23 protein-coding genes and 1 rRNA gene are annotated in these 22414 nt (G+C 70.6%); 13 read left to right on the forward strand and 11 right to left on the reverse strand.

From position 1 onward, the window contains the following. Positions 1-17 precede the first annotated feature (17 nt). Positions 18-440: an NUDIX hydrolase gene (locus IE217_RS32760; protein ID WP_190181582.1), complete on the forward strand. Its 423-nt coding sequence runs from the start codon at positions 18-20 to the stop codon at positions 438-440. A gap of 3 nt (positions 441-443) precedes the next feature. Here IE217_RS32760 and IE217_RS32765 read toward each other — a convergent pair whose 3' ends face one another. Continuing rightward, entirely contained in the window at positions 444-605 is a 162-nt protein-coding gene (locus IE217_RS32765) for a hypothetical protein (protein WP_373298185.1), read from the reverse strand. Positions 606-751: 146 nt separating this feature from the next. On the opposite strand from IE217_RS32765, the gene IE217_RS32770 reads away from it, so the two are divergent. Together IE217_RS32770 and IE217_RS32775 are read left to right on the forward strand one after the other, a co-directional pair. After that, positions 752-1627: an SCO4651 family lipoprotein gene (locus IE217_RS32770; RefSeq protein ID WP_373298186.1), complete on the forward strand. Its 876-nt coding sequence runs from the start codon at positions 752-754 to the stop codon at positions 1625-1627. A 119-nt stretch (positions 1628-1746) separates the two neighbouring features. Next, positions 1747-1917, forward strand: a complete 171-nt coding sequence (locus tag IE217_RS32775) for a hypothetical protein (protein WP_190181585.1) — start codon at positions 1747-1749, stop codon at positions 1915-1917. 50 nt (positions 1918-1967) lie between these two features. On the opposite strand, the gene IE217_RS32780 is transcribed toward IE217_RS32775, so the two are convergent. Next, entirely contained in the window at positions 1968-2339 is a 372-nt protein-coding gene (locus IE217_RS32780) for a metal-sensitive transcriptional regulator (RefSeq protein ID WP_190181586.1), read from the reverse strand. Positions 2340-2557: 218 nt separating this feature from the next. Between IE217_RS32780 and IE217_RS32785 the strand changes: the two genes are divergently transcribed. The 3 genes from IE217_RS32785 to IE217_RS32795 are packed head-to-tail and all read left to right on the forward strand — an operon-like array spanning position 2558 to position 4416. After that, complete coding sequence (locus IE217_RS32785) at positions 2558-3178, forward strand: DUF47 domain-containing protein (RefSeq protein WP_026252685.1); 621 nt, start codon at positions 2558-2560, stop codon at positions 3176-3178. 7 nt (positions 3179-3185) lie between these two features. After that, positions 3186-4184: an inorganic phosphate transporter gene (locus tag IE217_RS32790; protein WP_190181587.1), complete on the forward strand. Its 999-nt coding sequence runs from the start codon at positions 3186-3188 to the stop codon at positions 4182-4184. Between the two features lie 31 nt (positions 4185-4215). After that, a complete protein-coding gene (locus tag IE217_RS32795) occupies positions 4216-4416 on the forward strand; it encodes a DUF5988 family protein (protein WP_190181588.1) in 201 nt (66 codons plus the stop codon). Between the two features lie 134 nt (positions 4417-4550). Here IE217_RS32795 and pstB read toward each other — a convergent pair whose 3' ends face one another. From pstB to pstS, 4 genes are all read right to left on the reverse strand, one after another. Beyond that, the gene (pstB, locus tag IE217_RS32800; protein ID WP_190181589.1) at positions 4551-5327 is read right to left on the reverse strand and encodes a phosphate ABC transporter ATP-binding protein PstB; all 777 of its coding nucleotides are present in this window, start codon (positions 5325-5327) and stop codon (positions 4551-4553) included. A 45-nt stretch (positions 5328-5372) separates the two neighbouring features. Then, positions 5373-6437: a phosphate ABC transporter permease PstA gene (gene pstA, locus IE217_RS32805; protein WP_190181590.1), complete on the reverse strand. Its 1065-nt coding sequence runs from the start codon at positions 6435-6437 to the stop codon at positions 5373-5375. Beyond that, positions 6434-7441, reverse strand: a complete 1008-nt coding sequence (gene pstC, locus IE217_RS32810) for a phosphate ABC transporter permease subunit PstC (protein ID WP_190181591.1) — start codon at positions 7439-7441, stop codon at positions 6434-6436. The genes pstA and pstC overlap by 4 nt, the downstream gene beginning before the upstream one ends. 109 nt (positions 7442-7550) lie before the next feature. Next, positions 7551-8684: a phosphate ABC transporter substrate-binding protein PstS gene (gene pstS / locus IE217_RS32815; RefSeq protein ID WP_190181592.1), complete on the reverse strand. Its 1134-nt coding sequence runs from the start codon at positions 8682-8684 to the stop codon at positions 7551-7553. A gap of 322 nt (positions 8685-9006) precedes the next feature. Here pstS and IE217_RS32820 point away from each other — a divergent pair, with 322 nt between their 5' ends. Beyond that, positions 9007-10587 carry an FAD-binding oxidoreductase gene (locus IE217_RS32820; RefSeq protein ID WP_190181593.1) on the forward strand — a complete coding sequence of 527 codons (1581 nt, stop codon included), beginning with the start codon at positions 9007-9009 and terminating at the stop codon, positions 10585-10587. A 27-nt stretch (positions 10588-10614) separates the two neighbouring features. Here IE217_RS32820 and IE217_RS32825 read toward each other — a convergent pair whose 3' ends face one another. The 3 genes from IE217_RS32825 to IE217_RS32835 all read right to left on the reverse strand — a co-directional run bounded on the left by IE217_RS32825 (position 10615) and on the right by IE217_RS32835 (position 13530). Continuing rightward, complete coding sequence (locus tag IE217_RS32825) at positions 10615-11322, reverse strand: phosphatase PAP2 family protein (protein ID WP_190181594.1); 708 nt, start codon at positions 11320-11322, stop codon at positions 10615-10617. 272 nt (positions 11323-11594) lie between these two features. Continuing rightward, positions 11595-12602, reverse strand: coding sequence for a bifunctional lytic transglycosylase/C40 family peptidase (locus IE217_RS32830; protein ID WP_190181595.1), 1008 nt, complete (start codon positions 12600-12602; stop codon positions 11595-11597). 130 nt (positions 12603-12732) lie between these two features. Beyond that, on the reverse strand, positions 12733-13530 hold the full coding sequence (locus tag IE217_RS32835; protein ID WP_190181596.1) for a trypsin-like serine peptidase: 798 nt from the start codon (positions 13528-13530) through the stop codon (positions 12733-12735). A gap of 682 nt (positions 13531-14212) precedes the next feature. Between IE217_RS32835 and IE217_RS32840 the strand changes: the two genes are divergently transcribed. The 6 genes from IE217_RS32840 (at position 14213) to IE217_RS32865 (ending at position 21549) form a co-directional block, all read left to right on the forward strand. After that, positions 14213-14521 carry a DUF8827 family protein gene (locus tag IE217_RS32840; protein WP_190181597.1) on the forward strand — a complete coding sequence of 103 codons (309 nt, stop codon included), beginning with the start codon at positions 14213-14215 and terminating at the stop codon, positions 14519-14521. Between the two features lie 247 nt (positions 14522-14768). Next, positions 14769-15620 carry a DUF8175 domain-containg protein gene (locus IE217_RS32845; RefSeq protein ID WP_190181598.1) on the forward strand — a complete coding sequence of 284 codons (852 nt, stop codon included), beginning with the start codon at positions 14769-14771 and terminating at the stop codon, positions 15618-15620. Further along, positions 15610-16941, forward strand: coding sequence for a hypothetical protein (locus tag IE217_RS32850; RefSeq protein WP_190181599.1), 1332 nt, complete (start codon positions 15610-15612; stop codon positions 16939-16941). The genes IE217_RS32845 and IE217_RS32850 overlap by 11 nt, the downstream gene beginning before the upstream one ends. Continuing rightward, a complete protein-coding gene (locus IE217_RS32855) occupies positions 16938-18497 on the forward strand; it encodes an SCO6880 family protein (protein WP_190181600.1) in 1560 nt (519 codons plus the stop codon). The genes IE217_RS32850 and IE217_RS32855 overlap by 4 nt, the downstream gene beginning before the upstream one ends. A gap of 14 nt (positions 18498-18511) precedes the next feature. After that, on the forward strand, positions 18512-19924 hold the full coding sequence (locus IE217_RS32860) for an ATP-binding protein (RefSeq protein ID WP_190181601.1): 1413 nt from the start codon (positions 18512-18514) through the stop codon (positions 19922-19924). A 29-nt stretch (positions 19925-19953) separates the two neighbouring features. After that, positions 19954-21549 carry a type VI secretion protein gene (locus IE217_RS32865; RefSeq protein ID WP_190181602.1) on the forward strand — a complete coding sequence of 532 codons (1596 nt, stop codon included), beginning with the start codon at positions 19954-19956 and terminating at the stop codon, positions 21547-21549. A gap of 23 nt (positions 21550-21572) precedes the next feature. Here the strand turns inward: IE217_RS32865 and IE217_RS32870 are convergent, their stop codons facing one another. Both IE217_RS32870 and rrf read right to left on the reverse strand, forming a co-directional pair. Beyond that, the gene (locus tag IE217_RS32870; protein ID WP_190181603.1) at positions 21573-22151 is read right to left on the reverse strand and encodes a GNAT family N-acetyltransferase; all 579 of its coding nucleotides are present in this window, start codon (positions 22149-22151) and stop codon (positions 21573-21575) included. Positions 22152-22207: 56 nt separating this feature from the next. Then, positions 22208-22324: ribosomal RNA gene (rrf, locus tag IE217_RS32875) — 5S ribosomal RNA — on the reverse strand. Positions 22325-22414: the final 90 nt, after the last annotated feature.

Consider the following 22414-nt stretch of genomic DNA (forward strand, 5'->3'; position numbering starts at 1 on the left):
GAGGCGGTGGACGACCGGTGACCCAGCCCGTCAAGAGGCCCGTGCGCGCGGCCGGCTGCGTCCTGTGGCGCCGTTCGGCGGCGGACGGCGCGCTCGAACTCTGCGTGATCCACCGGCCCCGCTACGACGACTGGTCCTGGCCCAAGGGCAAGCTCAAGCGCGGCGAGGACGCGCTCACGGGCGCGCTGCGCGAGGTGGCCGAGGAGACCGGGTACACCGCCGTGCCCGGCCCGGAGCTGAGCCGGGTGACGTATGTGGCGCGCGGCCGCCCCAAGCTGGTGCGGTACTGGGCCGCCGAGGCGGCCTCGGGCCACTTCACGCCCAACAAGGAGGTGGACCGGCTGCGCTGGCTCTCACCGGCCGCCGCCCGCGACCGGCTGACGCAGTTCCGCGACCGCGAACTCGTCGACGAGCTGCTGGCCGCCCTGCGCCTCGCCTGAGGGTCACCGGCCCGCCGCCTCGTGCTCGCGGGCGTGCCCGTCCGCGTCGGTACGGGCCAGGCTGCGGGCCCGGCGCGCGGGACCGCGCCAGCCGCAGGTGCAGCGGGCCAGGCAGAAGCGGCCCTGTTCGACAGTCGCGGTGCGGTGTTCCTGCTGCTGCGCCACGGTCACGACGCTACCCACGCCGGGTGAACGGAAGGTTGCGGCTTGCCCCGGACCGCCCCCGGCGCGTGACGAAGCCCCCCACTCCTCGTTGACCGGAACGACAGGGGGCCCGTGACGGACGCGGACCGACTGGGGGTAGGCGAACGATGGCTGAGCGGCGGCGGACCGGGGCCCTTTCTGCCCGGGTGAGGTCGAGGGCCCCGGGCACCGGACGCGGGCCGGCGCTCGTGGTGGGGCTGGTGCTGTGCGTGTGCGCCACCGGATGCGGGGGCGACGGCGTGGCCGCGCAGGACGCGCGTGCCGCCGCCGACCCGGTGCGCACGGTCCGCGAGGCGCCCGGCGCGCTGCTGGAGGCGGGCAGTTCCCAGGCGCGTACGTCGATGGAGATGGCCGCCGGCGGCACCCGCGTGACCATCCGCGGCGAGGGCGCGTACGACTTCCGCGGGCAGCTCGGGCGGCTCACGGTGGTGCTGCCGCAGGATCCGGCCGGGGCGCCCGAGCACCGGCCGATCACCGAGCTCCTCGCGCCCGGCGCGCTCTACATGAAGAACCGGGGCGCGGGCGTCCCGGCCGACAAGTGGGTGCGGGTGGACACGGCCACGCTGTCGGACGGCAATCTCGTCACCGGCGGCGCCACCGACCCGTTCGCCGCCGCCGAGGTGCTGCGCGGGACGCGCACGGCGACGTACGTGGGCCGCACCGAGGTGGCCGGGGCGGCGGTACGGCACTACCGGGGCACCGCCGACCTCGCGCTGGCGGCGCGCGGCGCCTCGCCGGCGGGGGCGGCGGCGCTCGCGGCGGCGGCGAAAGGGTTCGCCACGGCCGAGGTCCCGTTCGACGTCTACCTCGACGACCAGGGCCGTATCCGCAAGCTCAGGCAGCGGTTCAGCTTCGTGGGCGGGCAGCACAAGGGCACGGTGGCGGTGTTCTCCACCACGCTGCTGTACGCCTTCGGCACGCCCGTCACCGTGGCCCTGCCACACCCGAAAGACATCTACGCGGGCCGGGTCGCCGAGGAATGAGAGCCGAAATGACCGGCGGACTAGCCCTTCCGTGCCATGCGCGGGGCGTACGCCGCTCCCTACCCTAGGAAGCCGGGACGGCGGGCTGAGCCGGTGACGGCAGGAACGAGGTGACGCGCGTGGCTGCGGTCGGCGGTACGGCAGTGCAGGACCACGTGGCCCTCGCCGAGATCGAGCTGTGCGGGGAGCTGATCATCGCGGCCTCGGCGGCCCGCGAACGCCTCAGTCTGGAAAGCATCGACGAGGTCCTGCGCGTGTCCGAGGAACGCGACCGGGAATCCGCCCGTTGACCACCACCCACCGCATCCGGCCACACGGTGGGTGTGCCGCCCGGCGCGGCTCAGGTGCGCAGGAGGCGGGCGATCGCCTTCGTGGCCTCCTCGACCTTCGCGTCGATCTCGTCGCCGCCCTTGAGGGCCGCGTCGGCCACGCAGTGGGCGAGGTGCTCCTCCAGGAGCTGGAGGGCGAAGGACTGGAGGGCCTTGGTGGACGCGGACACCTGGGTGAGTATGTCGATGCAGTAGACGTCCTCGTCGACCATCCGCTGGAGCCCGCGGATCTGGCCCTCGATCCGCCGCAGCCGCTTGACGTGCTCCGCCTTCTGCTTGTGGTAACCGTGCGTGACGTGCTCGTGCGCCGCGGGCTCGGGCGCGGGCTCGTCCCGGCCGGTGGTGCCGGAGGGCGCCACCGCGCCGGCCTCGGTGGTCGTCATCGCGGCCTCCCTGTGCGTCGTGGAGCTCGGGACGAGCTCAAGACATACCCCTGGCGGGTATATGATAACGGACTTCGCGGGGTAGGGGGTCCCTTGGCCGTGCCCCCGTGCTGAGCACTGTGCCTGATGGGCGACACTGGGGGACGGCCCCTTAGCCGTGGCCGGATGATGCCCTTAGCATCAGCCTGACCGAAACCGAAGCACCCCGAGGACCCCACGTGCGCTTTCGTCTGACCCCCAGGGAGACGAGCTTCTACGACATGTTCGCCGCGTCCGCGGACAACATCGTCACGGGCTCGAAACTCCTGATGGAACTGCTCGGGGCGGACGCATCCGCCCGGGCCGAGATCGCAGAGCGTATGCGGGCCGCGGAACACGCAGGCGACGACGCCACGCACGCGATCTTCCACCAGCTGAACTCCTCGTTCATCACGCCCTTCGACCGCGAGGACATCTACTCCCTCGCGTCGTCCCTCGACGACATCATGGACTTCATGGAGGAGGCCGTCGACCTGGTCGTCCTCTACAACGTCGAGGAACTGCCCAAGGGCGTCGAGCAGCAGATCGAGGTGCTGGCCCGGGCCGCGGAACTCACCGCGGAGGCCATGCCGCACCTGCGGACCATGGACAACCTCACCGAGTACTGGATCGAGGTGAACCGCCTGGAGAACCAGGCGGACCAGATCCACCGCAAGCTCCTCGCCCACCTGTTCAACGGCAAGTACGACGCGATCGAGGTGCTGAAGCTGAAGCAGATCGTGGACGTACTGGAAGAGGCGGCGGACGCCTTCGAGCACGTGGCGAACACGGTGGAGACCATCGCGGTCAAGGAGTCCTGAGGCGTCCATGGACACCTTCGCTCTGATCCTGACCATCCTGGTCGCCCTCGGCTTCGCCTACACCAACGGTTTCCACGACTCGGCCAACGCCATCGCCACCTCGGTGTCGACCCGCGCGCTCACCCCGCGCGCCGCGCTCGCCATGGCGGCGGTCATGAACCTCGCCGGCGCCTTCCTCGGCAGCGGCGTCGCCAAGACCGTCAGCGAGGGCCTGATCCAGACCCCCACCGGCGGCAAGGGCATGGGCATCCTGTTCGCCGCGCTGCTCGGGGCCATCGTCTGGAACCTGATCACCTGGTACTTCGGCCTGCCCTCGTCCTCCTCGCACGCGCTGTTCGGCGGCATGGTGGGCGCGGCCCTCGCGGGCGGCATCACCGTGTACTGGTCCGGGGTGCTGGACAAGGTCGTCACCCCGATGTTCCTGTCCCCGGTGGTCGGCATCATCGTCGGCTACCTGGTCATGACGGCGATCATGTGGATGTTCCGCCGGACCAACCCGCACAAGGCCAAGCGGGGCTTCCGCATAGCGCAGACCGTCTCGGCGGCCGGCATGGCGCTCGGGCACGGCCTCCAGGACGCCCAGAAGACCATGGGTGTCGTGGTGATGGCCCTGGTCATCGCCGACGTCGAGAAGTACGGCGACCCGATCCCGGTGTGGGTGAAGCTGGTCTCCGCGCTCATGCTGTCGCTAGGCACCTACGCGGGCGGCTGGCGCATCATGCGCACCCTGGGCCGCAAGATCATCGAGCTGGACCCGCCGCAGGGCTTCGCCGCCGAGACGACCGGCGCGTCGATCATGTTCGCCACCGCGTTCCTCTTCAAGGCGCCGATCTCCACCACCCACGTGATCACCTCGGCGATCATGGGCGTGGGCGCGACCAAGCGCGTGAACGCGGTGCGCTGGGGCGTGGCCAAGAACATCGTGCTCGGCTGGTTCATCACCATGCCGGCCGCCGCCATCGTCGCGGCCTGCGCCTTCTGGCTGATCAACCTGCTGTTCTTGTAGCCGCCCGCCCCCGGGTGGCGACACTGGAAGCATGACTGACAAGGCACTCCTCGAAGGCGGGCCGGAGGACCTCGCGGGCACCGTGGTGCCCGTGGTCCCTCCGGGACAGGAACTGAAGATCCCGCACCTCGGGGGATACGAGCACTACAAGGTCACCACGCGGCACCAGGACAGCAAGGAGGGCGCGGTCACCGTCTACAAGTGGTGGGAACGCACCGAAGTCGCCGAGTGAACCGCCGGGGCGCCGCCCCGGCCGGCCCGACAGCAGGGGCCCGCCCCCGTCAACCGGGGGCGGGCCCTTCTGCGTCCTCGCGGTGGCACCGCCATGCAGCACCGCGAGGGGTTCTCGGGGGAGTGACCGCCGGCTCAGCCGAAGCGGCCGGAGATGTAGTCCTCCGTGGCCTGCACCGAGGGGTTGGAGAAGATCCGCTCGGTGTCGTCGATCTCTATCAGCCGGCCCGGCTGGCCCACCGCCGCCAGGTTGAAGAACGCCGTACGGTCCGACACGCGCGCCGCCTGCTGCATGTTGTGCGTCACGATGACGATCGTGAAGCGCTCCTTCAGCTCGCCGATCAGGTCCTCGATGGCGAGGGTGGAGATCGGGTCGAGGGCCGAGCAGGGCTCGTCCATCAGCAGCACCTTCGGCTCGACCGCGATGGCGCGGGCGATGCACAGCCGCTGCTGCTGGCCGCCGGACAGTCCCGAGCCGGGCTTGTTCAGGCGGTCCTTGACCTCGTTCCAGAGGTTGGCGCCCTTGAGGGACTTCTCGACGACGTCGCCGAGCTCGCTCTTCTTGTAGTTGCCGTTGAGCCTCAGGCCCGCCGCCACGTTGTCGAAGATCGACATGGTGGGGAAGGGGTTGGGGCGCTGGAAGACCATGCCCACCTCGCGGCGCACGGAGACCGGGTCGATCCCGTTGCCGTAGAGGTCCTCGTCGTCGAGCAGGACCTTGCCCTCGACCCGGCCGCCGGGGGTGACCTCGTGCATGCGGTTCAGGGTGCGCAGGAACGTCGACTTGCCGCAGCCGGAGGGGCCGATGAAGGCCGTCACCGAGCGCGGCTCGACCGTCATCGAGATGTCCTCGATCGCCTTGTGGGAGCCGTAGTAGGCGGTGAGCCCGCTCACATCGATTCGCTTGGCCATGTCTGCTACTTCACTTCCAGTTCGTCTCGGTCGCCGATGGCCGCGTCAGCGACCGGTCTTGGGGGCCTTCCAGCGGGCGATGCCGCGGGCCACCAGGTTGAGGATCATCACGAAGGCGATCAGGGTGAGGGCCGCCGCCCAGGCGCGGTCGTAGGCGGCGCCGTAGCCCGAGCTGTTCGCGTACTGCTGGTAGATGTAGAGCGGCAGCGACGCCTGCGGGTCCTTGAAGGGGTTGGTGTTGATGAAGTTGGTACCCCAGACCAGCAGCAGCACGGGAGCGGTCTCACCGGTGATGCGCGCGACGGCCAGCATCACGCCGGTGGCGATGCCGCCGACGGAGGTCGGCAGGACCACCTTGAGGATGGTGCGCCACTTGGGGACGCCGAGCGCGAGGGAGGCCTCGCGCAGCTCGTTCGGTACGAGCTTGAGCATCTCCTCGGTGGAGCGCACCACCACGGGCATCATCAGGATCGCCAGGGACAGCGAACCGGCGAAGCCGGAGTAGCCCATCTTGAGGATGAGGATCCAGAAGCTGAGGACGAACAGGCCGGCCACGATCGACGGGATGCCGGTCATGACGTCGACGAAGAAGGTGACCGCCTTGGCAAGCCGGCCGCGGCCGTACTCGACGAGGTAGATCGCGGTGAGCACACCGATCGGCACGGCGATCAGGGTGGCCAGGCCGACCTGCTCCAGGGTGCCGAGCAGGGCGTGGTAGATGCCGCCGCCGGGCTGGGTGTCGGCGACGCCGGCCATGGAGTGGCTCAGGAAGTAGCCGTCCAGCACCTTCGCGCCGCGCTTGACGGTGGCCCAGATCAGCGAGGCCAGCGGGACGACGGCGAGGAGGAAGCAGACCCAGATCAGGCTGGTGGCGATGCGGTCGCGCGCCTGCCTGCGGCCCTCGACGCGGGCCGCGATGACGTAGGTGCCCGCCACGGCGAGCAGCGCGGCGATCACACCCCACTGCACCTTGCTGTGCAGCCCGGCGGCGAGCCCGATGACCACGGCGAGCAGGACGGAGCCGGCGACTACGGCGAGCGGGAACCACTTCGGCAGGCTCGCGCCGCGCAGCGAGCTGCGGCGCCGGTGGGTTGCGGCTGGCGTGGTCATGCGTTGGCCCCCGAGTACTCCTTGCGGCGGTTGATGATCATCCGTGCCGCGCCGTTGACGACCAGCGTGATCACGAACAGGACGAGACCGGAGGCGATCAGCGCGTCCTGGCCGAACTCGGTGGCCTCGTTGAACTTGCTCGCGATGTTCTGCGCGAAGGTGCCGCCGCCCGGGTCGAGCAGGCTCGCCTTGATGTCGAAGGTCGGGGAGAGCACGGTGGCCACGGCCATCGTCTCGCCCAGCGCGCGGCCGAGGCCGAGCATCGAGGCGGAGATCACGCCGGAGCGCCCGAAGGGCAGCACCGACATGCGGATGACCTCCCAGCGCGTGGCGCCGAGGGCCAGCGCGGCCTCCTCGTGCATGCGCGGGACCTGGCGGAAGACCTCGCGGCTGACGTTGGTGATGATCGGCAGGATCATGATCGCCAGCAGGATGCCCACGGTGAGCAGCGAGCGCGGGGCGCCGCCCTGCCAGGAGAGGATCCCCGTCCAGCCGAAGTACTGGTCCAGCCAGCCGTACAGGCCGTTCAGGTTCGGTACGAGGACCAGGGCGCCCCACAGGCCGTAGACGATGGACGGCACGGCGGCCAGCAGGTCGATCACGTAGGCGATCGGGCCGCTGAGCCGGCGCGGGGCGTAGTGGGTGAGGAACAGCGCGATGCCGACCGCCACCGGGACCGCGAGGGCCATGGCGATGATCGAGGAGACGACCGTGCCGAAGGCCAGCACGGCGATGCCGAACTGGGGCGGAAGGATGTTGGTGTTCCACTCGAAGGTGGTCAGGAAGTTGCCGTCGTCCTTGCTGATGGCGAGGGCGGCGCGGTAGGTGAGGAAGACCGCGATCGCGGCCATGATCACCAGCAGCAGGATGCCCGATCCCCGGGACAGCCCGAGGAAGACGCGGTCACCGGGGCGGGTCGCACCCCGCACGGCGCGCTTCGGCTCGGCCGGGGCCGGCCGGGTGAGGGGATCGGGAGCGTCTTTGTGCTGTGTGGATATGTCCATCGGGTTCTCCGGTCTGCGGAGTTCCGCGCGTCGTGCGGAACCCCTGGCGGCGGTGCACCGGACGGTGCGGCCCGGTCCCCGTCGGGCGGGACCGGGCCGCACGCTCAGGTCAGCTCAGGCCCTCGATGGTGGTACGGACCTTGGAGATGATCTCGTCGGGGATCGGGGCGTAGGAGGCGCCGGTCAGCTGCTTCTGACCGTCCTCGGACGCGATGTAGGAGAGGAAGGCCTTCACGGCCGGCAGGGTGGCGGCCTTGTTGCCCTTGTCGCAGGCGATCTCGTAGGTGACCAGGGTCAGCGGGTAGGCGCCGGCCTCGGTGGGCTGGTAGTTCAGCTTGAGCGAGAGGTCCTTGCCGGTGCCGGTGACCTTGGCGCTGGCGATCGCCTTGGTGGCGTTCTCCACGGTGGCCTTGGCGGGGGTGGAGGCGCCGGTCTTCAGGTCGACGGTCTTGATGCCGTCGGCGGCGTAGGAGAGCTCGAAGTACGAGATCGCGCCGGAGGTCTGCTTGACCTGCTGGGCCAGGCCGGAGGAGCCCTGCGCGGACTGGCCGCCCTTGGCCTGCCAGGCCTTGCCGCCGGAGTAGGGCCAGTCGCTCTTGGCGGTGGCGATCAGGTACTTGGTGAAGTTGTCCGTGGTGCCGGACTCGTCGGAGCGGTGGAACGCCTGGATCTTGAGGTCGGGCAGCTTGGCGCTCGGGTTGAGCTTCTTGATCGCCTGGTCGTTCCAGTTGGTGATCTTGCCGTCGAAGATCTTGGCGAGGGTCGACGGGTCCAGGACCAGGCTGTCCACGCCCGGCACGTTGAAGCCGACCGCGATCGGGCCGCCGACCATGGGCAGGTCGATGGCCTGGCCGCCGGAGCAGACCTTGCTGGACTGGGTGATCTCCTCCGGCTTCAGCGGGGAGTCCGAGCCGGCGAACGCCGTCTGGCCCTGGAGGAAGGCGGTGATGCCGGCGCCGGAACCGGTCGGGTTGTAGTTGATCTGCACGCCCTTGCACGCGCCGCCGAAGGCCGTGGTCCACGCGTCGATGGCGTTCTTCTGCGCGGAGGAACCGGAGGCCTGCAACTGGCCCTTGGCGTCACCGCACTTGATGCTGCCCGGCGCCGCGGCGGCCGAGGTGCCGCTGCTCTTGGCGCCGCCGCCGCTGTTGTTGTCGGAGCCGCACGCCGTGAGGGCCAGGGCGCCGGAGACGGCGAGGACGCCGAGAGCGAGAGCCCGCCGGTTCTTGCGCTGAAGCTTCACTTGAGGGAGTTCCTTCCAGGAGCCGCCGTCCTGATTCGGCGGCGTGCGAAGTGTGGGCGGCACCGATGCGCCGAGATGCGCATCAGCACCGGGTAAGGCCGAAATTAGGCAGAACAGGTGAAGCCGCCGATGGCCGGAAGTGAACGAGGGGTGAACCCCTGCCGTCGGTGCGGTGAGGTCACGGAATGCTCACGGGGAGAGCACGTGGAGGTCCCGGCAGAACCGAACACATCTTCGACTCTCTGACATACTTCCGCCGCCGGGAACCCGCCGCGCCTGGCGGTCGTCTCGATCCTCGGGAGCCGACAGGGAGGGCGCACAGATGGAACGTCGGGCGTTCATGGGGGGCGGCGCGGCCGTGGCCGCGGCGGTCGTCACCGCCGGGTGCGGCGGCGGCAAGGACAAGGCGGCGGGCCGTACGACCGCCTCCGGCGCCCCGGCGTCCCCGGGTACGGCGCGGGCGACCCCGGCGATGCGCACCACGGGAGCGGCGGCCGCGGCCGACTGGACCGCGCTCGCCCGCGAACTGGACGGCGCCCTGCTCCGCCCCGGGGACGCCTCCTGGACGCCCGCGCACCAGCTCTACAACACCCGCTTCGACTCCCTCAGGCCCGCGGCCGTCGCCTACGTGGCGCACGCCGGCGACATCCGCACCACCCTCGCCTACGCCCGCGCCCACCGCCTGCGCGTCGCCATCCGCAACGGCGGCCACTCCTACGCCGGCTGGTCCTCCGGCGACGGCCGCCTGATCGTCGACGTCTCCCGGCTCAGCCAGGTCCGCGCGAGCGGCGGCACGGCCGTGGTCGGCGCCGGCGCCAAGCTCATCGACGTCTACCGCGCGCTCGCCGCCAAGGGCGTGACCATACCCGCCGGCTCCTGCCCGACCGTGGGCGTCTCGGGGCTGGTGCTCGGCGGCGGCCACGGGGTCGTCTCCCGCGCCTACGGCCTGACCTGCGACAGCCTGACCCAGGCCACCCTCATCACCGCCGAAGGCAAGCAGGTCGTCGCCGACGCCACCGAGAACAAGGACCTGTTCTGGGCGCTGCGCGGCGCCGGCAACGGCAACTTCGGCGTGGTGACCGAGCTGCGCTTCCGCACCCACCCCGCCCCGCAGGCCGTGTCGGCGTACCTGACCTGGCCGTGGGCGAGGGCGGCGGCGGTGATGGCGGCCTGGCAGGAGTGGGGGCCGGACCAGCCGGACGAGATCTGGTCATCCCTGCACCTGGCCGCCACGCCCGGCGGCACCCCCACGGTGTCCGTGGCCGCCTTCTCCCTCGGCACCTACGGCGAACTCCAGAACGCGGTGGACCGTCTGGCCGCCAGGGCCGGCGCGCGCGCGTCCGGCGTCTCCCTCAGGCGCCACACCTACGAACAGGCCATGGAGGCCTACGCGGGCTGCTCGTCCTTCCCCACGGACGCCCAGTGCCACCTGCCGGGCTCCACCCCCGGCCGCTCCCCGCAGGGCCGGCTCGGCCGCGAGACCTACGCGGCCCGCTCCGACTTCTTCGACCGCTCGGTCTCCGCGGCCGGGATCCAGACCCTGCTGAACCAGATGCGGGCGGTGCGCGGGGGCGCGGGCAGCGTCGCGTTCACCGCGCTCGGCGGGGCGGTCAACCGGGTCGCGCCCACGGCGACGGCGTTCGTGCACCGCCGCTCGCGGATGCTCGCCCAGTACATAGCGTCCTGGTCACCGGGCACCACCGGCTCGGCCGCCCAGTCCTGGCTGACCGCCGCGCACACCGCCATGCGCCCGCACGCCTCCGGCGCGGCCTACCAGAACTACACCGACCCCACCCTGAAGAACTGGCGCACGGCCTACTACGGCGCCGCGGCCCCACGCCTGGCCGGCCTCAAGCGCCAGTACGACCCGCAGGGCTTCTTCACGTACCCGCAGGGGCTGTAGGCCCGTCCGGCGACGGCCGGGGGCGGCTCAGGCGGCCAGATCGCGCTCCTCGGACCGTGCCCGCCCGCCCGTCCGGGCACCGGAGACCACCGTCTCCTCACGTCCGGGAGCGCGCCGGGCCCGGATCAGCCGGCTGCCCCACGCGGTGCCGTCGACGGCCCGCAGCAGCGGGGTCAGCAGCAGCATGGCGAGCGGGGACAGCAGGAGGGCCACCGCCGTGCCCAGGGCGAATCCGCCGACCACGTCCGTCGGGTAGTGCACGCCCATGTAGACCCGGCAGAAGCCCTCGAGCAGCGCCAGGCCGATACCCACCAGCCCGAACCGCCGGTTGGCGACGAACAGCGCCACGCCCATCGCCATGGTGATCGTGGCGTGGTCGCTGACGAAGGAGAAGTCGGTCTTGCCGGAGACCAGGACGTCGAGCCCCTGATGGTCCAGGAAGGGCCGCGGCCGCCGCACGAAGCCCCGTATCGGCACGTTGACGAGCACCGCGAGCCCGGCCGCGAGCGGCGCCCACACCAGCGCGGCCACCGAGGACGCGGCGTGCTCCCCGCCCCGCCGGCGCACCGACCACCAGCACCACACCACCAGCAGCACCATGGCGAGCAGCAGCCCGTACTCACCGACGTACTCCATGGCCCGGTCGAACCAGTGCGGCGCGTCCTTGGCCAGGCCGTTGATGTCGTAGAGCAGGTCGACGTCGGGGTTCGAACCGGATTCGGCGAGTCCAGCCATCGTGCTGCGGCCCCTTCGTCGTGTCGCGCCGGGCGCACCCTGCGTGCGCCGCTCCTGCCACCCCCGTGGTCGTAGATCCGCTTCCGCCGCGACGCGTGTGCGTCACACGCCGCGCCCACCCGTACGAGGTCCGTCCGCCTGCGTCCGCTTGGCTACGTCAACAGGAACGCACGGCCTTGATGCATACGTTCCACACTCCACCGAATGATCACGCAGACGTTATCGAAGAGAGACTCATCGCCGCAGCTCAGGGGGTGGGTTCACGCTCGGTTTCACACGGTGGTGGGGAGCGCTTTCGCGCCATCCTCGGTGACCCGCGTGGCGCCGAAGTAGTCGGGGGTGTCGATGGGGTCGAAGCGGATGACGGCCCCGGTGCGCGGGGCGTCGATCATGTAGCCGCCGCCGACGTAGATGCCCACGTGCCGGATGGCCCGGGAGTTGGTGAGGTCGTCGGAGAAGAACACCAGGTCACCCGGGAGCAGTTCGGCCCGCTTGGGGTGCGGGCCCGCGTTGTACTGGTCGTTGGCGACCCGCGGCAGCGTGATCCCCGCGCTGGCGTACGCGGCCTGGGTCAGCCCCGAGCAGTCGAAGCGTCCGCCCTGCTCAGGGGTGCCCTCGCCGCCCCACAGATAGGGCGTGCCGAGCTTGCCCTGGGCGTAGGTGATGGCGGTGGCGGCCTGCTTGGAGGGGTCCACCCGGGTGACGGGCGCGGCGAAGCTCTTCTCCAGGGTGGTGATCGTCTTGACGTAGTTCTGGGTCTCCCCGTAGGGCGGGACGCCGCCGTACTTGATGACCGCGTCCGCGCCCGCGTTGTACGCGGCGAGCATGTTGTGCGTGGCGTCGCCCGGCACGCTCCGCACGTACTTGGCGAGTTCGCAGTCGTAGGACGCGGCCGACGGAATCGCGTCATTGGGGTCCCAGACGTCGCGCCGTCCGTCGCCGTTGCCGTCGACGCCGTGCGTGGCCCAGGTGCCGGGGATGAACTGCGCTATCCCCTGGGCCTTCGCCGGGCTGACGGCGTTGGGGTTGAAGCCGCTCTCCTGGTACAACTGCGCGGCCAGCAAGGCGGGGTTGAGGGCGGGGCAGAGATTGCCCCACTTCTGCACGAGTGCCTTGTACGCGGCCGGCACGGCGCCCTTGGCGAGCCCCACGCTCCCGCCGCCCACCCCGCCCGCGAGATTGCCGGCGACGACGTAGACGCCGACGACGAGCAGCAGCACGAAGGTGAACCCGCCACCGAGGGCGGCGATCGCCACGACCCATGCCTTACGCACCGTCAACCGCCCCTCGCCGTCCGGGAGTCACGCCCAGCACAGTTTAGGGGCGGACCCCGCGCCGGGGAATGATCACACACGGGCGCACGGCGGCACGGCGGTCACACGGGGCGCCCGCACGAGGCGGCGGGGCCGGTCACGGGTCGGCGGCCGCGTCCTTGTAGAGCTCGGCCGCCGCGGTGCCGAGGACGACGCTGTAGGAGGTGTCGGGCGTCAGACCGCCCTGATCGTGGCCGCCGAGCACGCCGACGACCTGTCCGTCCCCGTTGATCCACGGGCTGCCGCTGGTGCCGGCGGTGAACTCGGGGCAGTCGATGCGCTGCTGGGTCCCGCTGTGCGCCTGCGGCTTGTTCGTGCAGGTGATGGGCTCGTCGCGGGAGTCGGGGTAGCCGGTGACCGTCACGGCGGTCGCGCCGGTGGAGGTGCCCGTCACGAAGCGGTTGGCGCCCACGGCGTCCTCGATGCCCTTGCCGCCCTGCGGCTCGATCACACCGAAGGCGAGGTCGCTGTCCTCGTCCTGGTCCTTGGACCAGCTGTCCGGCATGAAGCGTCTTTTGACCCTCCACAGCCCGTACGGCGCCTTGCCGTCCCGGTAGCCCGGCGCGAACACCAGATCGGTGTCGCCGCTCAGGCAGTGGGCGGCGGTGACGATGAGGTTGTGGTTCTGGCCGTGCACGACCGAGGCGGTGCAGAAGTGGTTGTCGGTGAGGTCGCCCGTCTTGTCCGAGCCGACCAGCACCCCCACTCGCGCGCTCTGTGTGGTCCTCACCGCCACCGAGGTCACCCCGAGCGGGCCGGGGCCGTCGTCGGCGGCCGCGACGGAGGCGGAGGTGGCGGCCAGCAGCACCAGCGCAGAGAACAGCGCGTAATGTCGGGTGCCTGCCCGGGGACGGCCGTGACCTGCGTGGCTGCTGGTACCTGAGGTGCGGTTCATCAGGCCCTACTTTGTCTCACGAAGGTGAGAATCGGATAACGACTTCACTGAGATTTTCCTGTGAAACCCTCGTTCACCGCACGGCTTGTCCCACCTCGCCCCTCCTTGTCGGTCCGCGACGCCGCGGTCGAAGCCGCGGGCCATCTGCACCGATACCCGCTGTCGCACCGGGTCAAGCCATGGCCATCGGCGGCCCATCCCCCCGCCATCGACGGGTAAGCGCCCGTCCGCCTTCGGTAACGCCGGGGTCAGAAAACGACGGCCCGCCTTGTTGTCGCGTACTCAACAAGCAATCGTCGGTCGTGCGAGAGCCTGCCGCCACCGCTGGACGTGGGGCGCGGGGACGGCAGCGAGGGAACGGGCCGCGGCATGCATGCCGCGGCCCGTTCGGCGTGCGAAAGCGTGAGACCATCGGAACACCACTCACCCGACTGGCCGTCAAAAGCCAGCCCAGGACGTGAAAAGTGTCAACGACGGGACCACACGCCAGGTTCCGGGTCCACTTCATTGCCGGGCGTGACCTGCCGTGATACACACAGTTACCATACGCAGAATTACGCAGGAAACCGTCGGCAATGACGCCAAGTCGACATCCGAGGGCGCCATCGTCGGCGACAATGAGTCCTGACCTCTGCGCCGAGGACAGGGGACGCGGAACTACCCAACAGGGGCGGTGACTTACATGCTCTTTGCGGCCGACAAGGGAGACATCAACACCATCATCGGCGGGATCGCTCCGAACTGGGGCCCCTTCGGCAGCCTGGGCAACGAGGCGAAGGTGATGATCGAGGTGGTGATGGCGGTCGCCATCCTGCTCTGCCTCGGAATCGCCGTCTGGGGCGCCGCCAAACAGCGCATCGGAGCCACGGCCCTGCGCGACACCTTCAGCGCCGAACAGGGCAAGGGCCTGATCGTCGCGGGCCTGACCGGGGTGTTCATCATCGGATCCCTCGGCACACTCTTCACCATCGTGTACGGCATGGCCGTGTAGACCGGGCACCGAGCACCCGGCGCACACCCGCGCATGCCGCGCACGCTGCCCCCGGCGCGCCGCCCGGCGGACCCTCCGGACGCGCCCGGTGCCCCCGCTGCCCCCACCCACCCACCGTGCCCACCGGCCGAGGTTGCGTTTCCCTGATGTCGAGTCACCACACCGCGCCCGCGCGGGAACCAACACGGCTACCGTCGTACACCAACGCGTTCCGGTACGAGGTCGAGGTCGAGGGGGCGTTCGGGACATGAGTCTCGGAGACGAGCACGGCTACGGCGAGTCCGCGCGCGCCGACGAGGAACCGTACGGTGGCGGGCAGACCCGCACCCGGCTCCCCGAGCGGGCCGGCGACCCCTACGGCGGCGCCCGCCGCGGCGGCCGCTCCTCCTCACGCGGCCTGATCACGGTCGTCGGCGTCGTCGTCCTCCTCATCGCCGCGATCGCCTTCGCGAACCGCTCGGGCGGCGGTTCGTCCGCCGCCAAGGGCGACGGCGACAAACCGAAGGCAGCGGCAACAGCGGCAACGGGCAAGCAGCCCGTGCGAACACAGAGAGACGGAATTCCCTCCGGGTTCACTCACGACGAACAGGGCGCCCAGAGCGCGGCGGCCAACTACTCGGTGGCGCTCGGCTCCGCCGACATGTTCAACACCGCGCTGCGGCACCAGATCGTGAACACCGTCTACGCCCCCGACGTGGCGACCGCCCGTCAGGCGGGCCTGGACGACGCCTACTCGAGCGAGAAGTTCCTCAGCAGCATCGGCTTGAACAAGGACGGCAGCGCTCCGCCCGGCCAGCTGTTCGTCTCCCGGATCATCCCGGTGGGCACCAAGATCACATCGTTGAGCGGGAACAACGCGACCGTCGAGGTCTGGTACACGTCCCTGTTCGGCCTGTCCGGACAGACGTCCACCAACCCCGTGTCCGAAAGCTGGTACACCACCACCTACCAGCTGACCTGGACCGACAACGACTGGAAGATCACCGACTTCCAGCAGAAGGATGGCCCTGTCCCGGTCGGGCGCGACCAGAAGGCCTCCACCGCCGACGACATGACGAAGGCCGTCGAGGAGTACGGAGGCTTCACGTATGCGCGCTAACCACCTCGTCCTCAAGGTGGCGGCCGCCGTCACCGCAGTGCAGACCGGCGCCGTGCTGCTCGCCACCCATGCCGTAGCCGCGCCCACACCCTCGCCGTCCGCGAGCAAGGATCCCTGCGACCTGATCCGCGGCCCCGCCAAGGACTACTGCGAGAAGGGCAACGGCTCCTCCCACTCCAACGGGCTGACCTCCGACCCCTCCTCCACCCTCGACCCCCTCTCCTCCCTCGCCAAAGGCTGTGCCGACGCCGCCTCCTGGACCATCGACAAGCTCAGCAAGGCGGTGAAGGAGACGGCCAACGTCGACTTCACCAACCCGAAGTTCCTCCAGCAGTACGCCGTCGTCTTCGCCGCCTCCACGATCCTCACCCTGCTGCTGTGGCTGCTGGCCGTCGCCAAGCGCGCCGTCCGCGGCGTACCCCTGACCACTGCCATCGCGGAGGCGATCGGCTTCCTCTGGCTGACCGTCCTCGCCTCCGCCTTCACCCCCCTGATCCTCTACACCGTCGTCTCGGCCACCGACGGCGTCTCCGACGTCCTCGCCAAGGCCGGCGGCGACCAGGCGGACACCTTCTTCGGCACCTTCTCCGCCGCCCTCGGCAAGGGCGACAACATCGGCGGCGGCCCGATCATGCTGATCGTCGTCTCCCTGGTCTCCATCCTCGCCGCCGGTGTCCTCTGGCTCGAACTGGTCATCCGCGCCGCCCTGCTCTACGTAGGCGCGCTCCTCGGCACCGTCGTCTACGCCGGCCTCGTCGACAAGAACCTGTGGGGCCACGTCCGCCGCTGGGCCGGCGTCATGATCGCGGTGATCCTGGTCAAACCCGTCATCGTGATCGTCCTCGGACTCGCCGGCGCCCTGTCCTCCAACGGCAACGGCCCCGGCGCCTTCTCCGCCGTCGTCTCCGGCCTCGCCATCATCCTGCTCGCCATCTTCGCCAGCGCGATGATCTACCGCTTCGTCCCCGGCTTCGGCGACGAGATCGCCGCCGGCCGCAACAACCGCATCATGCAGGGCGCCGAGGGCAAGGCCGCCGCCGTCATCAGCTCCCCCGCCACCCTCGTCGCCCAGGGCATCAAGACCCACAGCACCCGCGCCGACAGCAACGGCTCGGCGGGCGGCGGCCAGAACTCCGCCCCACGCCCGGCCAACCCCGCCTCCGGAGGCGTCGCCGCGCACAGCGCACGCGTCCCGGACGGCGGCGGCGGAGCCGTCCCCACCGCCGCACCCGCTCCCCGCGCACCCAGCCCGGTGAACACCCCCCACGCCAGCAGCACCCGCAACAGCAGTACCAACCGCACGGGAGGTGAAGGGCGTTGACGACCGAGTCCCACCTGTCCCACACGGTCGCGCCCCGCCGTACGTATCTCATCGGCCGCGCCCGGCCGAACGCGATCGTCGGCCGAAACCGCGAGACCGGCGAGATCGTCCTGATCATCGCCGGGGCCTTCCTCGGCATGATGTGCGGGCTCCTCGTCCCCGTGCTCTCCCTGCGCATCGTGCTGCTGACCGGCTTCCCCCTGCTCGCCCTCGCCGCCGTCTACGTCCCCTACCGGCGCCGCACCTTCTACAAGTGGTTCGAGATCAACCGCTCCTACAAGCGCACCGTCAAACGCGGCGCCCTCTACCGCTCCTCCGTCATGGAGGCCGGCACCCGCATCGACGGCCGCGAGATCGAGGTCGGCCCCCCGCCCGGCATCGGCCGCATCACCTGGCTCGCCGCGCCCTTCGGCCCCGACGAGATCGCCGTACTCCTGCACGCCGACCGCAAGACCGTCACCGCCGCCATCGAGATCGAGGGCCCCGGCGTCGGCCTGCGCGACTCCGAGGACCAGGAGGCCCTCGTCGACCGGTTCGGCACCCTCCTCAAGCACGTGGCCAACGGCGACGGCTTCGTCACCCGCATCCAGATGCTCGCCCGCACCCTCCCCGCCGACCCCGACGCCCACGCCAAGGACGTCACCCAGCGCGGCGACGAACGCGCACCGGCCTGGCTCCAGCGGTCCTACGACCAACTCCAGTCCATGGTGTCCACCAGCAGTGAGCAGCACCGCGCCTACCTCGTCGCCTGCATGCACTACACCCGCGAACTCGCCGCCGAGGCCCAGGCCATGGCACGCGCCGCCCGCTCCCGCGACGGCCGCAGACTCGACCGGGACGCGGGCCTCGCCGTCGTCATGGCCCGCGAGCTGACCGACATCTGCTCCCGCCTCCAGGAGGCCGACATCCGCGTACGGCAGCCGCTCGGCCAGGGCAGGCTGTCCTCGCTGATCCACTCCATGTACGACCCGGACCACCCCATCGACCACATCCAGGCCATGACCAAGCGCAACGCCTGGCCCGCCGAACTCGACGCCATGGAGCCCACCTACCTCCAGGCAAAGACCCGCGAGTCCGCCACCCGCGAGCCCTGGTGCCACGCCACCGCCTGGGTCAAGGAGTGGCCCATGACCCCGGTCGGCGTGAACTTCCTCGCCCCGCTCCTCGTCCACACCCCCGACGTCATCCGCACCGTCGCCGTCACGATGGACCTCGAACCCACCGAGATCGCCATCGAACGCATGCTCACCGAGAAGACCAACGACGTCGCCGAGGCCAGCCGCGCCGCCAAGATGAACCGCACCGTCGACCCCCGCGACGTGGCCGCCCACACCCGCCTCGACCAGCGCGGCGAGGACCTCGCCAGCGGCGCCGCCGGCGTCAACCTCGTCGGCTACATCACCGTCTCCTCCCGCACCCCCGAAGCCCTCGCCCGCGACAAGCGGACGATAAGGGCCTCGGCCGGGAAGTCGTACCTGAAACTGGAGTGGTGCGACCGCGAGCACCACCGCGCCTTCGTGAACACGCTCCCGTTCGCCACCGGAATCCGACGGTAGGGGCTGATGCTCTGATGCGGGACCCGCTGACCGCACTCACGGACGCCTTCACGTCCTTCCTCTTCGGGAAGGTCGAGACGACCCGTCTGCCGGTGCGCACCTCCACCGGCCAGGCCCAGGCGGTCTACCTGCCCACCGCCGCGCCCGGCCTCGGCGACTCCGGCGTCATCATCGGCCGCGAGGTCTACTCCGGCAAGGGCTACATCTACGACCCCTTCCAGCTCTACGGCCAGCAGCTCCCCGCCCCCCACTGGCTCGTCCTCGGCGAGTCCGGCAACGGCAAGTCGGCCCTGGAGAAGACCTACGTCCTGCGCCAGCTGCGCTTCCGCGACCGCCAGGTCGTCGTCCTCGACGCCCAGGGCGAGGACGGGGTCGGCGAGTGGAACCTCATCGCCGAGGAGCTGGGGATAACCCCCATCCGGCTCGACCCGACAGCGGCCCTCAACCACGGCATCCGCCTCAACCCGCTCGACCCGTCGATCACCACGACCGGGCAGCTCGCCCTGTTGCGCACCATCATCGAGGTCGCCATGGGCCACGGCCTCGACGAGCGCTCCGGCTTCGCCCTCAAGGTCGCGCACGCCTACGTCAACGAGACGATCGTCGAACGCCAGCCGGTCCTCTCCGACATCGTCGAGCAACTGCGCCACCCCGAACCGGAGTCCGCCGAGGCGATGAACGTCGCCATAGACGACGTACGGGCCTGGGGCCTGGACGTGGCACTCGTCCTCGACCGCCTCGTCGACGGCGACCTGCGCGGCATGTTCGACGGCCCCACCACGGTCGGCATCGACCTGGACGCCCCCCTCATCGTCTTCGACCTCTCCCACATCGACCGCAACTCCATCGCCATGCCGATCCTGATGGCGATCGTCGGAGTCTGGCTCGAGCACACCTGGATCCGCCCCGACCGCAAGAAGCGCATCTTCCTGGTCGAGGAGGCCTGGCACATCATCAACAGCCCCTTCGTGGCCCAGCTGTTCCAGCGGCTGCTGAAGTTCGGCCGCCGGCTCGGCCTGTCCTTCGTGGCCGTCGTCCACCACCTGTCCGACGTGGTGGACGGAGCGGCCGCCAAGGAGGCGGCGGCGATCCTGAAGATGGCGTCCACCAGGACCATCTACGCCCAGAAGGCCGACGAGGCGAGGGCCACCGGCCGCGTCCTCGGCCTGCCCCGGTGGGCCGTCGAGATCATCCCGACGCTCACCCCGGGCATCGCCGTCTGGGACGTCAACGGCAACGTCCAGGTCGTCAAACACCTGGTCACCGAGACCGAGCGCCCCCTGGTCTTCACCGACCGCGCCATGACCGAGTCCTCCAACGACTTCGCCGCCGACGAAGCCCTGCGCGCCGCCGAGCTGGAGGCCGAGGAGCGGGCGGCGGCCTTCGTGGAGCAGCACGTGGGCGACTCGGAATCGACGGTGGCGTAAGGACGGCGCAGGGAGGGGACGGAAGAGGCGTGAGACCGGACGACCGCGACCAGGGACAGGGCGGGCAGGGCGGCCAGCGCCGGGGCGGCATCCCCGACGGCCTGCTGGTGGGCATCCTCGCCTTCCTCCTCGGCATGACCCTGCTGGTGTGGACGGCCACCGGCCTGGCCGGCCTGTTCTCCCACGGCGGCTGGCCGTCCGGGGTCACCTTCGTCCGCACGCCGACCGCGATGCGCCACCTGATCGGGCAGCCGCACGACATGGCGGGCGCCTGGCCGGACACCCCGCCGGCACAGCTGTCGGGGTACGGGCTGTTCTGGGGACTGTTCACAGGGCAGCTGATGGTGCTGTTCGTGCTGACCGTGTTCGTGATGGGCACGGTGGCCCGGTGGAGAGCGGTACGCCTCAGACACCGCGGCGAGCGCCTGGCGGCGCGGGAGGCACAGGCGGTACGGGAGCGGCCGGGGGAGTCGGCGGAATCCCCGGCGCGGGACCGGGGGACGGCCCCGCTGCCGCGGGAGAGACCCGGGGCGGTCCCGCACGAGGTTCCGGTCACGCAGGAGGTACCGGTCACGCAGGAGGTTCCGGTCACGCAGGAGGGCGTACCCGAGGTACCCGCGCCCCGGACGCACCCGGAGCCCTCACAGCCGCTGGCGCGGCCCCTCGCCGCCGCGGACGAGCCCTTCCCGGGCGGCGGCCGTACGCCCACCCTCCTGGTCGCCCCGAGGGAGGACCGCCAGGCGGTCGCCGCGCAGGCGATCCGGGACGCGGCCGGCCCGGCCCTGGTCGTCACCTCGAACCCGGCCCTGTGGCAGGACACGAAGGACTCCCGCGCCAAGCTCGGACCGGTCCTCCTCTACGATCCCGCCCACCTGTGCGACACGCCGGCCCGCCTCCACTGGTCCCCGACGACCGGCTGCGAGGACAAGCAGACGGCGACGGAGCGCTCGGCGGCCCTCCTCGCCCCCGTACGCCCCACCGCGAAGATCGACCAGGCGGTGGGCGACACCGCGGAGCTCCTGCTGCGGAGCTACCTCCACGCCGCCGCCATCGACGGCCGCACGATCCGGCACGTGCACCGCTGGGCCCAGGGAGTCCAGGTGCAGGACGCCGTACGCACGCTGCGCACCAGCCCCAAGGCCGCGGCCGGCTCGGCAGGCGAGCTCGAGGCCGCGCTCACCTCGCATCCCGAACGGCGCGACATCGCCCAGGAACTGACCAGCCGCGCGCTGGCCTCACTGTTCACGGTCAACATCCGCGAGGCCTGCACTCCCAACCGAACTGATGCGCTCGCCTTGGATTCCTTCGTCAACGAAGGGGGCACGCTTTATGTGGTGGGGGAATCCATCGAGGATCCCCGAACCCACCCGGGCGCGATGCCCCTCCTGACCGGGCTCGCCTCAAGCGTGGTCGAGCGCGGCCGGCGCATGGCCGAACGGTCATCCTCCGGTCGGCTCGACCCACCACTCACGCTCGTCCTGGACGACGTCGCCGCCGTGGCGCCGCTGCCCCGGCTCCCGGGACTGCTGGCCGACGGAGCCGCCCGGGGGCTGCTGACCCTCGCCCTGCTGCGCTCCCGCGAACAGGGCCGCACCCGCTGGCCTCACGACCAGCTGCCGGTGTGACCCCGCTCCCCCGGGACCTCTTCTCAGGGACGCTCGAGCACGTACTCCAGCTCGGACTCGGCGGAGCCCTCCTCGCCGTCTTCGCCGCTCGTCAACGGCACCGTGACCCCGCTCGGCACGAAGCCGGCCTTGCGGTAGAAGTTGCGGGCCCTCTCGTTGTCCTCATGCACGATGAGCCGGACGCGCTCGACGCCCATGTCCCAGGCCCACTCCAGGCCCGCGTCGAACAGCACCTCCGTCAGCCCGATCCCACGGTGGTCGGCCCGGACGAACACACCGACGACATGGCCCTGCCGCCGCTCGACCGGGAACCCGGCCCAGTCCGTGGAGCCGGCCTCCTCGATGAGCACGGTCAGCGACCCGACCCAGGTTCCGTCCGGCGCCTCGGCGACGATCTGCTGAGCCCCGGTAGCGCCCTTGGCAGCGCCTGCCGCCCGCTCCTGCCAGAAGGAATCCGGCCTGGCGGCGGCCTGCTCGTACGTCTCCAGGAAGGCGAGGTGGGCGATGGGGTCCCGCAGCGCGACGAGCCGGAGGGCCTTGGCCGCGGGCCACTCGTCGGCGTTTATGGAACGGACCACGTAGTGGCCGAGGTCGTTGCTCATGACCCGACCCTAAACGCAGAAAACCCCCGTTTGCACGGGGGTTTTCTTCAATATTTGTTCGGCGGTGTCCTACTCTCCCACAGGGTCCCCCCTGCAGTACCATCGGCGCTGTAAGGCTTAGCTTCCGGGTTCGGAATGTAACCGGGCGTTTCCCTCACGCTATGACCACCGAAACACTATGAAACTGTCAACCGGAGCCACAACCTGTGGCTGCGACGGTTGTTCGTGGTTTCAGAACCAACACAGTGGACGCGAGCAACTGA

The organism is Streptomyces naganishii JCM 4654, from assembly GCF_014650575.1.
Taxonomy (GTDB): Bacteria; Actinomycetota; Actinomycetes; order Streptomycetales; family Streptomycetaceae; genus Streptomyces; species Streptomyces naganishii.

Bases quoted from the DNA above. Each gene is read 5' to 3' on its own strand.
- IE217_RS32770 (WP_373298186.1), top strand. From the start codon at position 752: ATGGCTGAGCGGCGGCGGACCGGGGCCCTTTCTGCCCGGGTGAGGTCG.
- pstC (WP_190181591.1), bottom strand. From the start codon at position 7,441: ATGGACATATCCACACAGCACAAAGACGCTCCCGATCCCCTCACCCGG.
- IE217_RS32795 (WP_190181588.1), top strand. From the start codon at position 4,216: ATGACTGACAAGGCACTCCTCGAAGGCGGGCCGGAGGACCTCGCGGGC.
- IE217_RS32850 (WP_190181599.1), top strand. From the start codon at position 15,610: ATGCGCGCTAACCACCTCGTCCTCAAGGTGGCGGCCGCCGTCACCGCA.
- IE217_RS32835 (WP_190181596.1), bottom strand. From the start codon at position 13,530: ATGAACCGCACCTCAGGTACCAGCAGCCACGCAGGTCACGGCCGTCCC.
- IE217_RS32870 (WP_190181603.1), bottom strand. From the start codon at position 22,151: ATGAGCAACGACCTCGGCCACTACGTGGTCCGTTCCATAAACGCCGAC.
- pstA (WP_190181590.1), bottom strand. From the start codon at position 6,437: ATGACCACGCCAGCCGCAACCCACCGGCGCCGCAGCTCGCTGCGCGGC.
- IE217_RS32780 (WP_190181586.1), bottom strand. From the start codon at position 2,339: ATGACGACCACCGAGGCCGGCGCGGTGGCGCCCTCCGGCACCACCGGC.
- IE217_RS32790 (WP_190181587.1), top strand. From the start codon at position 3,186: ATGGACACCTTCGCTCTGATCCTGACCATCCTGGTCGCCCTCGGCTTC.
- IE217_RS32860 (WP_190181601.1), top strand. From the start codon at position 18,512: ATGCGGGACCCGCTGACCGCACTCACGGACGCCTTCACGTCCTTCCTC.
- IE217_RS32820 (WP_190181593.1), top strand. From the start codon at position 9,007: ATGGAACGTCGGGCGTTCATGGGGGGCGGCGCGGCCGTGGCCGCGGCG.
- IE217_RS32825 (WP_190181594.1), bottom strand. From the start codon at position 11,322: ATGGCTGGACTCGCCGAATCCGGTTCGAACCCCGACGTCGACCTGCTC.
- IE217_RS32845 (WP_190181598.1), top strand. From the start codon at position 14,769: ATGAGTCTCGGAGACGAGCACGGCTACGGCGAGTCCGCGCGCGCCGAC.
- pstB (WP_190181589.1), bottom strand. From the start codon at position 5,327: ATGGCCAAGCGAATCGATGTGAGCGGGCTCACCGCCTACTACGGCTCC.
- IE217_RS32840 (WP_190181597.1), top strand. From the start codon at position 14,213: ATGCTCTTTGCGGCCGACAAGGGAGACATCAACACCATCATCGGCGGG.